The sequence below is a fragment of the Caballeronia sp. BCC1704 genome, assembly GCF_902833455.1.
In the GTDB taxonomy this organism is placed as follows: Bacteria; Pseudomonadota; Gammaproteobacteria; order Burkholderiales; family Burkholderiaceae; genus Caballeronia.
Genome location: NZ_CADFFT010000002.1, coordinates 1,053,563 through 1,066,845, shown reverse-complemented (window position 1 = coordinate 1,066,845; position 13,283 = coordinate 1,053,563). Strand labels below are relative to the sequence as shown.

At 64.2% G+C, this 13,283-nt stretch carries 16 protein-coding genes; 11 read left to right on the top strand and 5 right to left on the bottom strand.

The features are described 5' to 3' along the window. Nucleotides 1-120: 120 nt before the first annotated feature. Together HWX53_RS14600 and HWX53_RS14595 are read left to right on the top strand one after the other, a co-directional pair. Nucleotides 121-861: an AraC family transcriptional regulator gene (locus tag HWX53_RS14600; protein WP_175942449.1), complete on the top strand. Its 741-nt coding sequence runs from the start codon at nt 121-123 to the stop codon at nt 859-861. Nucleotides 862-1,225: 364 nt separating this feature from the next. Further along, nucleotides 1,226-1,639: a response regulator gene (locus HWX53_RS14595; protein ID WP_175941956.1), complete on the top strand. Its 414-nt coding sequence runs from the start codon at nt 1,226-1,228 to the stop codon at nt 1,637-1,639. Between the two features lie 49 nt (nt 1,640-1,688). Here HWX53_RS14595 and HWX53_RS14590 read toward each other — a convergent pair whose 3' ends face one another. Continuing rightward, nucleotides 1,689-1,859 (bottom strand): hypothetical protein, encoded by a 171-nt coding sequence (locus HWX53_RS14590; RefSeq protein ID WP_175941955.1) that lies wholly within the window; start codon nt 1,857-1,859, stop codon nt 1,689-1,691. A 103-nt stretch (nt 1,860-1,962) separates the two neighbouring features. Between HWX53_RS14590 and HWX53_RS14585 the strand changes: the two genes are divergently transcribed. The 3 genes from HWX53_RS14585 to HWX53_RS14575 all read left to right on the top strand — a co-directional run bounded on the left by HWX53_RS14585 (nt 1,963) and on the right by HWX53_RS14575 (nt 6,218). Continuing rightward, a complete protein-coding gene (locus HWX53_RS14585; protein WP_175941953.1) occupies nt 1,963-2,634 on the top strand; it encodes a glutathione S-transferase in 672 nt (223 codons plus the stop codon). A 106-nt stretch (nt 2,635-2,740) separates the two neighbouring features. Further along, a complete protein-coding gene (locus HWX53_RS14580; protein WP_175941951.1) occupies nt 2,741-4,378 on the top strand; it encodes an ATP-binding domain-containing protein in 1,638 nt (545 codons plus the stop codon). A gap of 19 nt (nt 4,379-4,397) precedes the next feature. After that, the gene (locus HWX53_RS14575; protein WP_244140115.1) at nt 4,398-6,218 is read left to right on the top strand and encodes an ATP-binding protein; all 1,821 of its coding nucleotides are present in this window, start codon (nt 4,398-4,400) and stop codon (nt 6,216-6,218) included. A gap of 3 nt (nt 6,219-6,221) precedes the next feature. On the opposite strand, the gene HWX53_RS14570 is transcribed toward HWX53_RS14575, so the two are convergent. Further along, nucleotides 6,222-7,076, bottom strand: a complete 855-nt coding sequence (locus HWX53_RS14570) for a helix-turn-helix domain-containing protein (RefSeq protein ID WP_175941949.1) — start codon at nt 7,074-7,076, stop codon at nt 6,222-6,224. Nucleotides 7,077-7,248: 172 nt separating this feature from the next. Between HWX53_RS14570 and HWX53_RS14565 the strand changes: the two genes are divergently transcribed. After that, complete coding sequence (locus HWX53_RS14565; RefSeq protein WP_347879159.1) at nt 7,249-7,833, top strand: DUF6622 family protein; 585 nt, start codon at nt 7,249-7,251, stop codon at nt 7,831-7,833. Between the two features lie 65 nt (nt 7,834-7,898). On the opposite strand, the gene HWX53_RS14560 is transcribed toward HWX53_RS14565, so the two are convergent. Then, on the bottom strand, nt 7,899-8,102 hold the full coding sequence (locus HWX53_RS14560; protein ID WP_175941946.1) for a cold-shock protein: 204 nt from the start codon (nt 8,100-8,102) through the stop codon (nt 7,899-7,901). 70 nt (nt 8,103-8,172) lie between these two features. Further along, on the bottom strand, nt 8,173-8,418 hold the full coding sequence (locus HWX53_RS14555; protein WP_241269933.1) for a hypothetical protein: 246 nt from the start codon (nt 8,416-8,418) through the stop codon (nt 8,173-8,175). Between the two features lie 238 nt (nt 8,419-8,656). On the opposite strand from HWX53_RS14555, the gene HWX53_RS14550 reads away from it, so the two are divergent. The 4 genes from HWX53_RS14550 to HWX53_RS14535 all read left to right on the top strand — a co-directional run bounded on the left by HWX53_RS14550 (nt 8,657) and on the right by HWX53_RS14535 (nt 11,854). Continuing rightward, a complete protein-coding gene (locus HWX53_RS14550; protein WP_175941942.1) occupies nt 8,657-8,809 on the top strand; it encodes a hypothetical protein in 153 nt (50 codons plus the stop codon). Nucleotides 8,810-8,917: 108 nt separating this feature from the next. Beyond that, entirely contained in the window at nt 8,918-9,679 is a 762-nt protein-coding gene (locus tag HWX53_RS14545) for an SDR family NAD(P)-dependent oxidoreductase (protein ID WP_175941940.1), read from the top strand. A 202-nt stretch (nt 9,680-9,881) separates the two neighbouring features. Continuing rightward, the gene (rhmD, locus tag HWX53_RS14540) at nt 9,882-11,060 is read left to right on the top strand and encodes an L-rhamnonate dehydratase (protein WP_175941938.1); all 1,179 of its coding nucleotides are present in this window, start codon (nt 9,882-9,884) and stop codon (nt 11,058-11,060) included. 11 nt (nt 11,061-11,071) lie between these two features. After that, on the top strand, nt 11,072-11,854 hold the full coding sequence (locus tag HWX53_RS14535) for an SDR family NAD(P)-dependent oxidoreductase (protein WP_175941936.1): 783 nt from the start codon (nt 11,072-11,074) through the stop codon (nt 11,852-11,854). On the opposite strand, the gene HWX53_RS14530 is transcribed toward HWX53_RS14535, so the two are convergent. Continuing rightward, nucleotides 11,841-12,797, bottom strand: a complete 957-nt coding sequence (locus tag HWX53_RS14530; protein WP_175941934.1) for a LysR family transcriptional regulator — start codon at nt 12,795-12,797, stop codon at nt 11,841-11,843. The two genes, HWX53_RS14535 and HWX53_RS14530, sit on opposite strands and share 14 nt — an antisense overlap. Before the next feature lie 165 nt (nt 12,798-12,962). Between HWX53_RS14530 and rhaM the strand changes: the two genes are divergently transcribed. Beyond that, on the top strand, nt 12,963-13,277 hold the full coding sequence (gene rhaM / locus HWX53_RS14525; RefSeq protein WP_175941932.1) for an L-rhamnose mutarotase: 315 nt from the start codon (nt 12,963-12,965) through the stop codon (nt 13,275-13,277). The last annotated feature ends 6 nt before the right edge of the window (nt 13,278-13,283 follow it).

Below are 13,283 nucleotides of genomic sequence, written 5' to 3'. Positions count from 1 at the left end.
GCGCCATTCCGACTTGCGCGCCCCGAAGCACCGATGAACACGACCGCACCCCTTGCCGGCAGCGCCTCGCCTCGCGCGTTCGAGGGCATCGCGTCGCCCCGTACCTCCGCCTTGCAGAACATGCTCGCGCATTTCGCGCTGCTCGCGCCGGTGTTCGACGCCATGCCCGATATCGTGTTCTTCGTGAAGGACCGCGAAGCGCGTTACGCCATGGTCAACAGCACGCTCGCGCGGCGCTGCGGTCACAAGGACGACAAAACCGCGCTCATCGGCAAGACCGCCGAAGACGTGTTTCCGCGCCGCTTCGGGCGGATCTACACGGCGCAGGATCAGGCGATCATCGCGCAGGGCGTGCAACTGATCGATCAGCTGGAACTGCATCTCTACCCCGGACGCGAGCCCGGCTGGTGCATGACCTGCAAGCAGCCGCTGCACGATGCAGAGGGGCGTATCGTCGGGTTGGCCGGCATTTCGCGCGACTTGCAGGCGGCCGAAAGCACGCACCCGGCGTATAGCCGGCTGGCGGCCGTCGTGCAGCACATTCAGGAAAACTACGTGCAGCCGCTCAATATGCGAGACCTCGCCAGAATGGCCGACATGTCCATCGCGCAGCTCGAGCGGTACTTCCACAAAGTCTTCCATCTGACGCCGCGGCAAGTGCTGCTCAAGACGCGGCTCGATGCCGCCACCGCGCTCTTGGTGACGCACGACAAAGTGACCGATGTCGCCGCGCTCTGCGGCTACACGGACCACAGCGCCTTCACGCGCCAGTTCAAGGCGACCGTCGGCATCACGCCGACGGAATACCGGGCCTTGGTGCAGACAAGCGCGCCGCGCGTCGAACAGTATGCAAACGTCTGACGGTAGAACGGGCGCGGCGCATGCCGGAATTACCGGCGAATGTGCCGTAACGGTGCAGGCAAATACGTCCGAAATACGCGCGATGCGCCGCCTGACGGGGCTAAAACGTACGTCGGTCCGTTTTTTGCTCGATAAGAATTGCTGGGACACGGCGGCCGGGCAGCATTTCACGCCGACGGGTGCCCGGACACCGCGAGACGTTCAGCACCGGCGCACGCGCGGCGAAAAATACGGTGCGTCCGGAATTCCCGCCGCGATTTTCTGTCAATCGCCACGCAAGCGCGCGACGGTCGGCAGAAGGTAGTGAAGCGGCGAGCCGTGGAGACCGTGCGCGAGAATTCCGTTTTAGGCAGTTGAAAAGAACATGATGAACGAAGTGGCAAGACTGGGGCATGCGCGGATCGTACTCATCGAAGACGATCCCGAAAGCAGGGAATCACTGCAGATGTTGCTGGAAGAAGAAGGCGCGCAAGTCGTCGCCGTGGCCGACGCCGAAGACGGCGCGGAAACCGCGACCCGTGTGCTGCCCGATGCGGTGATCTGCGATCTCGACCTTCCTGGAATGGACGGTTTCTACCTTATCCAACGTTTGCGCGACCACGAAATACGCGGGAATCTGCCGCCTTCGGTCGCCATCGCGCTCACCGGGCACGACGGCGACGAGTACCGATTACGTAGCATCGGGGAGGGCTTTCAGCACTTCATGACCAAGCCCGCGCACCCGGACGAACTCGTCACGCTGATTCAGGACGCGCTCAACGCGCGTGTCGTGACCTGAGACAGGAAGCGCCGCGCGCGATGCTGCGCGGCGCTCGCCTTGCAGGACGCTACGAACGGTCGCGGTTGCGCGCCCGCGTGGCGCCCGTGATGACGGCGATTCCCAGCAGAATCACGGCCACGATGGCGATGGTGTGTTGCGCCACGTGCATGGCGACGAGCGCCCACGACACGCCGCCGATCAGAATGAGCCAGCCCACGAGATAGATGATCAAAGTCATCGGGTTCTCCTTTTACTTGTCGGAATAGTCAGGATAGGCACAATGCGCTGCCGCGCGCCATCCTTTGCCTGCAAGAGTCGTACCGTCCGGCCAACGCGAAGATATGCTCACCGTCCATCACCTGAACAACTCCCGCTCGCAACGCGTGCTATGGATGCTCGAAGAACTCGGCGTCCCCTACGAAATCAGGCGCTACGAGCGCGATCCGCAGACGATGCTCGCGCCGCCCGAACTGCGCGCCGTGCATCCGCTCGGCAAGTCGCCGGTCGTCACGGATGGCGCGCTCGTCATCGCGGAGTCGGGCGCGATCATCGAATATCTGCTGGACCGCTACGGCGGAGAGCGCTTTGCGCCGCCGCACGGGGCGTCGCCTGAGCGCGTGCGCTACAACTACTGGATGCATTACGCGGAAGGCTCGGCCATGCCGCCGCTCCTGCTCAAGCTTGTGGCGTCGCGAATCGGAAAGGCGAAGATGCCGTTCTTCGCGAGGCCGATTGCCCGGCGCATCGGCGAGACGTTGCAGCGCGGTTTTATCGATCCGCAACTGAAGCTGCATTTCGGCTATATCGAAAGCGAACTCGCGAAGTCGCCGTGGTTCGCGGGCGATACCTTCAGCGCCGCCGACGTTCAAATGAGCTTCCCGCTCGAAGCCGGCAGCCAGCGCGCGGGCGCGAAGGATTGGCCGCATATTCGCGCGTTTCTCGAACGCATTCACGCGCGGCCGGCTTATCGGCGCGCCCTGGAGCGCGGCGGCCGCTACGACTACGCAGGCTAGGCGCCCGCGCAGGAAAGCGCCGCGCGTTGCGTACAATGAGGCGCACCAAGCGCCGCTTCCCTAGCCGCGCGTTTCGTCGCAAGTCCCTCACGCTCAAAGGCAACGCATGGCCCGAATCGTTCCCGACGACTGGAAGAACCTCGAAGCGACCGGCGCCGCGGCGCGCGAACTGGAGACGCTCGCGCTACTCGAAAAGCTGCCCGACGACTATACGGTCTATCACGGCGTCCACTGGACGCGCATCAACGAAGGCTTCTCGGTTTTCGGCGAGGCGGATTTCGTCGTGGTTGCGCCGTCGGGCCGCGTACTGATGATCGAGATGAAGGCCGGCTTCCTGCGCGAAACAGGCGCAGGGCTCGTCAAGGTCTATCTGCAGAAGGAGCGCAATGTCGCCATCCAGCTTGCGCGCACGCTGGAAAACCTGCACCGGCGCTTCACGGCGGCGTTCGGCGCGGGGACGTATCGCATCGAGGAACTGCTGTATTGCCCCGACTACACGGTGAAAGACGCGGCGATCGCGGGCGTGCCGCCGGGCCGTATCGTCGATGCAAGCCGTAAGGCGCAGCTTGCGCGCGTCGTGCTGGAGATCCTGCCGCCCGACGAGCCGCGCTTTGAAGCGGCCGCGCGCATCCACCATTTTCTCGCCGATGAACTCTCGCTCACGCCGGACACGAACGCGCTCGTCGGCGCGGCGAACACGCTCGTCACGCGGCTGTCGGGCGGACTCGCGACGTGGGCGAGGCGCCTCGAATTCGAGCCGTTCCGTCTGCGCGTGATCGCGACGGCGGGCGCGGGCAAGACGCAGCTCGCCGTGCGCGTGATGCGCGACGCGCTGGCCGCCGGCAAGAGCGTGCTCTACGTCTGCTTCAACCGGCCGCTCGCGGACCATATTCGCGCCATCGCGCCGAAAGACGCGAAGATCGCGAACTATCATCAACTGAGCGCAGCGGTTGCGCGCGATGCCGGCAGCCCGCCGGATTTCAGCCAGCCCAACGTCTTCGCGACGCTCGAAGAGCGCTTCGCGGCCGTGCCCGTGCCGGAGCACTGGAAGACGGACGTGCTGATCGTCGACGAGGGCCAGGATTTTCAGGCCGCGTGGGTCGAGGCGCTCGAACGGCTGCTCAAGCCCGATGCGGCGTGGTGGTGGCTCGAAGATCCGATGCAGAACCTCTATCTGCGCGAGCCGGTGCCTCTGCCTGGCTGGACGATTCTGCGCGAAACCACGAATTACCGCAGTCCGCGCGACTTGCTCGGCTTTATCCGCAAGATCGTCGGGCCGGATGTGCGGCTCGATGCGGGCAGTCCGTTCGACGGCTCGGACGTCACCGTCTCGACCTACGAGGACGGCCATCCGGACGAAGTCATCGAAGCTACGAAGCGCGCCATCACGCATGCGCTGTCGCTCGGCTTCCGCAAGCAGGACATCGCGGTGCTGTCGTTTCGCGGGCGCGAGGGTTCGGCGCTCACGGCCGTAGATCATCTTGGGCCGCACCGGCTGCGCGCGTTCACCGGAACGTACGATCTCTTCGGCAATCCTGAGTATCGCGAGGGCGACGTGCTGCTGGAGTCGATCTATCGCTTCAAGGGGCAATCCGCGCCGTGCGTGATCCTCACCGAAGTCGACTTCGACACGCTCGACGATCAGGCCGCGCGCAAAGTGTTCGTCGGCGCGACCCGGGCGACGATGAAGCTCATCGTGGTCGCCTCCGAACGCGCGACGCACGCGATGGAAGCGTTGCGCTAGGCCGCGCCGCAGTCGTCTCATGCCATTCATGCAGAACCGGCGTCCGTGGCTGCGCCGCCTCTGGTATGCGGCGCTGATCACGCTGGCGGTCGCGCCGCCGCTCGGCGCGGTCGGCTACATGCTGTATTCCGGCCTGCTGGCCCGGCAGCCGCACGGCATGGTCGTGCCGTACGAGGGCTTGTACTGGGACGCCGCGCAGTTCCAGATTGCCTACGAGCGATTCGAAAGCCAGGTGCTGCTGTTTCGCAGCGGCATCGACGAGGATGCCGGCGCGGTCCGCGATTCCTATGCCCGGCTGCGGGCGCGGCTCGACATCGTGTCAGACGCCACGCGCACGCCCGAAGGCCACGACGCTATGCACAACCGTCAGCAGGAAATCTTGCGCCAGTTGCATACGGCGCTCGATTCCATCGAAGGCGACGTGAACCGGCTGACGGTCAGGCAAAGCCGCGCGCTGCGGGTGATCGGCGTGCTGCGGCAAAACGCGCCCGCCGTCGCAGAACTGGCGACCGGCAGGCGGCTGATGGACGCCGCCGAGCGCGAGAACATCGTGCGCGACTTCGAGGCCAAGCGCCGCTATCTGCTTTATGGCGGCATTTTGCTCGGCTTGCTATCGGCGGCGGCGACATCGCTGCTTCTGCTCAACGGGTATCGGCGCGCGCGCCTGATCGAGCAGCAACGCGCCGCGCTCTCAGCCGAGCATCAGGCGACGCGGGCGGCGCGCGAAACCGCTGTCGCGAAAGACACGTTCCTCGGCATGATCAGCCACGAACTGCGCACGCCGCTGCACGCAATCGTCTCCTCCATCGAACTGCTCGGGCTGAATCTGCGCGGCGAGGCGGATCGCAAGATCATTCAGCGGCTGGAAACCGGCGCGCGTCATCTGGAAGCGCAAATGCGTGACCTGACCGATTACGCGCGCCTCGGCGCCGGCAAGCTCGAACTGCGCCTCGCCGCGTTCGATCCCGCCGACCTGCTCGATTCCATCGTCGATGCGAACCTGCCCGCCGCTTCCGCGAAGGGCCTGGAGTTGCGCGGCGAATACAGCGGCGAGCGTGGGATGCTCCAATCGGACCCGCATCGTGTGCGCCAGATCGTCACGAATCTCGTCACCAACGCGATCAAGTACACGGACGCCGGGTCCATCGACGTACGCTTCGTGCGCGACCAGGCGCGTCTCGATATCTCGGTGACCGACACGGGGCCCGGCATCGCGCGGGAACAACTGCCGCTCATCTTCCAGGAGTTCACGCAGCTCGATTCGTCGAGCACGCGGCGTTTCGACGGCGCGGGGATGGGTCTCGCAGTCGTGCGAGGCTTGGTCGATCTGCTCGGCGGCAGCATCGACGTGTCGAGCGAGGTCGGGCAGGGCGCGGCGTTTCGCGTGAGCCTGCCCGCGGTGTCCGTCGACGAGATGCCCGAGCGCCGCGACGACGACGCCGAAGCCTCCGGCTTGCGCAAGTCGCGCGTGCTGGTGATAGACGATCACGAGTCGATCCGCGACTCGCTGATCGAGATGCTGACGCTTCTGGGTTACTGGGCCGTGGGCATGCCGGACGTCGACAGCGCGCTCGCGTGGCTGCGCGCCAACGACGCCGACGTGATCCTGCTCGACCTGCACATGCCGGGCAAGGACGGCTACTCGTTCGCCAATGAATACCGCTCGCGGATCGCGCCGGGCGCGAGCGTGCCGATCATCGCGGTGAGCGCGTATGTGCCCGAACTCGTCGATCCGACCGCGACGGTGCTCTTCTTCGACTATCTGCTGAAGCCGGTGCGCTTCGAGGTGCTGAAGGCGGCCGTGCATCGCGCGGCCACGGCGCGGCGGCGCGCTGCCTGAGGCTTAGTTCCGCAACAGCCGCTTCGACAAGTCGGCCACCAGAATGCCGAGCCGCGCCGGCTTCTCGAAGCACGCGACGTTGTAATCGCGAATGATCTGGCTGATTTCCGATTCGCTCGCCTTGCCGGTCGTGAGCTCGCCGGTGAGCACGAAGATCGGCGCATCCGGGTTGTCGGACTCGCGCACCGCCTGTATCGCGCCGGCCGACGTGTGCGCGCCGAACAGCCAGTCGATCACCACGGCGTCGAAGACTTGCGACTGCAGCGCCTCCAGAAACGCGTCGAGGCCATAAAAGGCCATCGCGGTGAAGCCGGTCATTTCCAGATAGTCGTGCAGATTGTCGGCCGACGCGTGATCGTCATCGACGACCGCGATCACGGGCTTCTCGGTATCCGCGCGGCGCGGCTGTATCTCGATCTTGTGGACGTCGCTCGCTTGCTGCAACAGCACGCCCTCGTGGCGCGTGACGATCCAGCGGCCGTTCACTTTCTGCGCAATGAAATCGGGCCGGCTGCCCGCGTCCAGTGCATCGCCGATCCACGCGGTGCATGGAATCTCGACCGAGCCGAGCTTCAACACGGCGTCGTGGGCGGTGCCTTCGGTTTCGTCGGGGCGCGTATCGATGCTGTCGAAGAGCTGGAGCGCGGGCTCGTCGAAGGCGTCGGCGACGCGGCGAATCTGCGCGAGCGTCCACGGGCTGTTGCCGCGCAGCTTGCGGTGCCCTTGCGAAAAGCTCAGATCGAGAATGCGGCACAGTTCGGCCGTCTGCTGACGCTTGCCGATGCCGTGACGGCTCATCAGCTCGCGCACGCGCTCGGCGACGGCGAGCGATTCCAGTGAAGAGGTTTCAGAGACCATGCTGCCAGGCGGGGCGGAAATAGCTGCGAATGCGCAGCGAACCGCCCATTGTAAAGGGCAGCGCTCGGCGTGCTCGAAACCGAAACGATGAAACAGCCGCCAATGTTCAGCATAGGAATGAAAACCGGCCGGTTGATCAATCTTTACAATGTAAAAATCTGTTGACGCGACTATGCTCAGAAAGCACAATGTTTCCATCGTAAAGATTCGTGTTGTGACTTTCCTGACGGTTCAACGGAGAACGATCATGTCCTTTCAAGCAATCTTGGCCGGCACGCCGGCATGGGTCTGGGTGTTGTTGGCGGTGCTCATTTCGCGCGGCCTCAAAGCGATGAAAGGCGGCACGGCGCCGCTCTCGAAGCTCGCGGTCGTGCCGGCAATCTTCGCCGCGTGGGGCTTGCTGCATGTCGTCACGGGGCCGGACGCCGGCTGGGAACCGGCAGCGACGTGGCTGATCGGCGGCGCAATAGGCAGCGGCATCGGCGCGATGCTGGCGAAGAACAGCGCTATCGCCGTGGACCGCGTGCGGCGCACCGTCACCGTGCCGGGTTCCATCGTGCCTATGCTGCTTATCCTCGCGACGTTCGCATCGAAATTCTTCATCGGCTTTGAACTGGCGACCGGCGCTGGGATCGAGTCAACGTGGGCCGTGCTCAGCGCGCTGATTTCGGGCGTGGTCGCGGGAGTCTTCGCGGGGCGCTTCCTGGTCTACTGGCTGGCGATGCGCCCGGCGGCGGCTTTGTTGGAACGCGTGTGACGGGCCAAGAAAAAAGCCGCCAAGCCGATGCAACGGCTTCACGGCTTTGGCGTCGGAACGCGCGCTTACTGCGGCTGGATGTTCGCGGCTTGCAGGCCCTTGGGACCCTGGCGCACTTCGAACAGCACCTTCTGATTTTCTTGCAGCGACTTGTAGCCGTCCGCCCGGATTTCCGAGAAATGCGCGAACACGTCAGGGCTGCCGTCATCCGGCTTGATGAACCCGAAGCCCTTCGTGTCGTTGAACCATTTCACAGTGCCAGTTGCCATTATTTCCTCTTCTTCTGCAGCGTTGAGCGAGACCGAATCTCGCTTGGGTAAGTAATCGTTGAAGGCGCCTTCACGCGAACGCGGCTTCGGCGGGGATTTCGTCGAGCAGCGTGGAGAGTTGGCTCTCCGTCTCGCGGCCGCTGAATTCGCGCAGCGTCGCGAGCAGCGTGCGCCACGGCGCGGGCCAGCGCGTTTCACGCACGCAGCGGCCGGTCGCGTCGGTGATGCGCAAGAGCGTGGTATCGGGGTAGTAGGTGAGGGTGACGGGCATTCCGTCGAGAACGCAAGTAGCGGTACAAGGCTTCGGTGTGAACATGCTGTTTTTGTTGGATAAGTGGTCGTCGGTGCGCGCGGCGCGCGCCTGGTCGGTCGACGGTGCAAAGCATTTAGCAACGTCTGTGCCTGTTGTTCGCCGTGATCTGTGCATGCCCGGCTCCATCGTCGAATTTCGAAAACGCGTTTCGAGATGTTAAGCGGCGAATGCTTCAGTTTTGTGTTAGTTAGCCGACGTTCCGCGGATAAACTGCCTCGCACTTTATTCGAGGAGTCTCATCATGTTCGTTACTGCCTTGTTGCTTTGTCCGGTCGGTGTCGCCGCGCTTTTCGCCTTCGCCCTGTATGCCGATAAGGTGTTTCGGCGCGGCAGCCGGCAAAAGCCCGCGCCGATACGCTTCGAGCCCACGCAGCGGCCCGTCTCCGACCACTGACGCATAAAGCCACCGATCCGCTTTCGTTATCGAACGATCGCCCATTCGGATTGTTCCGTTATCGCTGGCCGACTATAGTGCTATCGACAACACAACAGGAGACAACGCATGAACCAGATCGATCTGGCGGAACGCACCGTGGTCATCACCGGCGGGGCGCGGGGCATCGGCCTCGCGGTCGCCGAGCGGGCGCTGGCTTCGGGCGCGAACGTGGCGCTGTGGGATGTCGACGCCGAGCGGCTGCAGCGCACGCGCGCCGAACTCGCGTCGAAGCACGAGCAGCGCATCGTCAGCGAGTCGGTCGTCGAGCTGACCGATGAAGCGTCCGTCGATGCCGCCGTGCAATCGACGCTTGCCGCGCACGGCAAGATCGACGTGCTCGTGAACAACGCGGGCATCACCGGCGGCAACGGGACGACGTGGGAACTGGCGCCCGACGTGTGGCGCCGCGTGATCGACGTGAATCTGATCGGCCCGTATCTGACCTGCCGCGCCGTCGTGCCGCACATGCTGAAGAACGGCTACGGCCGCATCGTCAATGTCGCGTCGATCGCGGGCAAGGAAGGCAATCCAAACGCCTCGCACTACAGCGCGTCGAAGGCCGGACTGATCGGGCTGACGAAATCGCTCGGCAAGGAACTCGCGGGCAAGAACATTCTTGTGAATGCCGTCACGCCCGCCGCCGCGAAAACCGAAATCTTCGATTCGATGTCGCAGCAGCACATCGACTACATGCTCTCCAAGATCCCGATGAACCGCTTCCTCATGCCGGAAGAAGCGGCGTCGCTCATTCTGTGGCTCTCGTCCGAGGACTGCGCATTCAGCACGGGCGCGGTGTTCGACCTGTCGGGCGGACGCGCGACTTACTGATCCGCGCGCTTCACTGGAGAGAGACATGGACCATTCCGCCGCGGCGGAAGGCGCTGTCACGTCCCGCGTGATGCGCCGGCTGCTGCCGTTTCTCTTTGATGTACGTGCGCGTGCCGGCGCGCGGCGCGGCTCCCCAGTCTCGCGTAGATAGCCCCAAGCCCGCGAACGCGTCCTGACCATTCCAACATACGGAGACGAAACCATGTCCATGCCCACTATTCGCCAGGTTCGCGCTTTCGTGGTTCGCGGCGGCGGCGCCGATTATCACGATCAGGGCGCCGATCACTGGATCGACGATCACATCGCCACGCCGATGGCGCGCTACCCCGAGTATCGACAGAGCCGGCAGTCGTTCGGGCTGAACGTGCTCGGCTCGCTCGTCGTCGAGATCGAAGCAAGCGACGGCACCGTCGGCTTCGCGGTCACGACCGGCGGCGAGATCGGCGCGTTCATCGTCGAGAAGCATCTCGCGCGTTTCATCGAAGGCCAGCGCGTGACGGACATCGAGAAAATGTGGGATCAGATGTACTTCGCGACGCTCTACTACGGGCGCAAGGGCATCGTGCTGAACGCGATTTCGGGCGTCGATCTCGCGCTCTGGGATTTGCTCGCGAAGGTGCGCAAGGAGCCGGTGTTTCAGCTGCTCGGCGGCCCGGTGCGCGACGAATTGCAGTTCTACGCGACGGGCGCGCGGCCGGACCTCGCGAAGCAGATGGGCTTCATCGGCGGGAAGATGCCGTTGCAGCACGGCCCGGCCGAAGGCGAGGAAGGACTCGCCGCGAACATCGCGAAACTCGCCGACATGCGCTCGAAAGTGGGCGACGACTTCTGGCTCATGTTCGACTGCTGGATGTCGCTCGATCTCAACTACGCGAAGCGGCTCGCCACGGCCGCGCACGAATACGGCCTGAAATGGCTGGAAGAAACGCTTCCGCCCGACGACTATTGGGGCTACGCCGAACTGCGCCGCTCCGTTCCGCGCGGCATGATGGTGACGACGGGCGAACACGAAGCGACGCGCTGGGGCTTCCGCATGCTGTTCGAGATGGGCTGCGCGGACCTCGTGCAGCCGGACGTGGGCTGGTGCGGCGGCATCACGGAGTTGATTAAGATTTCGGCGATGGCGGATGCGCATAACGTGCTCGTCGTGCCGCACGGGTCGTCGGTGTACAGCTATCACTTCGTCGTGACGCGGCACAACTCGCCGTTCGCCGAGTTTCTGATGATGGCGCCGCAAGCCGATCAGGTCGTGCCGATGTTCACGCCCTTGCTGCTCGACGAGCCCGTGCCGGTCAACGGCCGCATGAAGGTGCCGGAAACGCCGGGCTTCGGCGTGCGGCTCAATCCCGAATGCGCGCTGGCGCGGCCTTATACCCACTGACGAGGCATCCCATGCTGCTTGAGAACAAAGTCGTGATCGTGACGGGCGGCTCGCGCGGCATCGGGCGGGCGATTGCGCTGGCGAGCGCGCGCGAAGGCGCGAACGTCGCGATCAATTACTGGCGCGACAACGATCAGTCGTACGGCAAGGCATCGGCGGTGGAGTCGATCGTCGGCGAGATCGAGGCGCTCGGCCGCCGCGCGATTGCCGTCGAAGGCAACGTCGCGGAACGCGAGACGGGCATCGAACTGGTGCGGCGCACCGTGGAAGCGTTCGGACGCGTGGACGTGCTGTCGAGCAATGCGGGCATCTGTCCGTTTCATGCCTTCCTCGACATGCCGTCATCGGTGTACGAAACGACGGTCGCCGTGAATCTGAACGGCGCGTTCTATGTGACGCAGGCCGCCGCGAATCAGATGAAGACGCAAGGCACGGGCGGCGCGATCGTCGCGACGAGTTCGATCAGCGCGCTCGTCGGCGGCGGCATGCAGACGCATTACACGCCGACGAAAGCGGGCGTGCATTCGCTCATGCAGTCGTGCGCCATCGCGCTGGGACCGTACGGCATCCGGTGTAATTCAGTGATGCCCGGCACCATCGCGACGGACCTGAACGCCGAAGACTTGTCGGATGCCGACAAGCGCGCGTACATGGAAAAGCGCATTCCGCTCGGCCGTCTCGGCGCGCCGGACGATGTCGCGCAATGCGTGGTGTTTCTCGCGTCGGACCGCGCGCGCTATGTAACGGGCGCGTCGCTCTTGGTCGATGGCGGGCTCTTCGTCAACTTGCAGTGACGGCGAGCGAGACGGCCGAGTATTTGCGCAGTAACGCGATGAAGTACTCGGCCGGCTCGCTCAGCGTTTCGAACTTGCGGCGCAGAAGGCCGAAGCCAGACAGGCTTTTGCCGATCTCGACGGGCAATTCCACGAGCAATTGCGCGCGCAGATAGTCGCGCACGACGGACTCGGGCAGCATCGCGACGGCGTCGCTGTTTTGCAGCAGTTGCAGCGTCGCGAAGATGGACGCGCATTCGACAATATCGGCAGGCGTAGTCAATCCGGCGCGCGCGAGTTCTTCTTCGAAGAGACCGCGCGCGGGACTCGTGATCGGCTGAAGAATCCAGGGCCATCCGACGAGCGTGTCCAGTGCGAGCGAAGCCTTGCTTGCAAGCGGATGCTTCGCGCGCACGACGAGGCGCATCGCTTCGCGAGCAAGCGGTTCGAAGTCGAAATCGTTGTGCTGTAGCGGCGTGGTCAGGCGGCCGAGCGCGAGATCCACTTCGCGGCGATGCAGCAGTTGCACGACCTGATCGCTCGTTTCGCCGAGTATGCGCACGTTCAGCAGCGGGCGTTCGGACTTCAGTTCGGTGACGGCCATCGCGAGGACGTCGGGCGCCGCGCCCATGATCGCGCCGACTGTCAGTTGTCCGTGACCGCCGCGCCGCTTGTTGTCGAGATCGTCGGCGAAGCGCGTGAGGTCCGCAAGCGAGCGGCGCGCGTAGGCGAGCGCGGCGGTGCCGAGCGGCGTCGGATGCATGCCGCGCGCATTGCGATCGAAGAGCTGGAAGCCGAATGCTTCTTCGATATCCGCGAGCATGCGGCTCGCGCTCGGCTGCGCGACGTTGATGTTGTCCGCGGCCTGATGAAGATTGCGCGTGTCGTCGAGCGCGACGAGCAGCGCGAGATGCTTGAATTTGAGGCGATTGACGAGCGCGAGCTGTGAGACGTTCTGGTTCATTGAAGAGCCCCGCATGATGCAACGCAACGATGTTCGCTGATACGGTTTTGCGATCGGCCAATCCTGCTTTCGGATTGTCGTGCTATCGGTCGGCGCATTATAGTCGCAGCCATAACGCGCCTCTACGCAAAGACAGGGCGCATCGAACATAAGAAGGCGGCCGCCATGGAGACAGTGGCTTTTCGCATGACCCTGAAGCCGGGCATGCGCGAGGAGTACGAACGGCGCCATCGCGAGCTATGGCCCGAACTGGCCGATGCGTTGCATGCGGCCGGCATCCGCGATTACCGGATCTTTCTGGATGAAGCGACCGGTCATCTCTTCGCGACATACAAGCGCGCGGAGACACATACGACCGACGCGCTGCCGAACTTGCCCATCATGCGTAAATGGTGGGACTTCATGGCGGAACTGATGGAGACGCATGCGGACAACGCGCCCGTCGCTGTTGCGCTTGCGCCCGTGTTTCATCTTGCGTGAATCAGC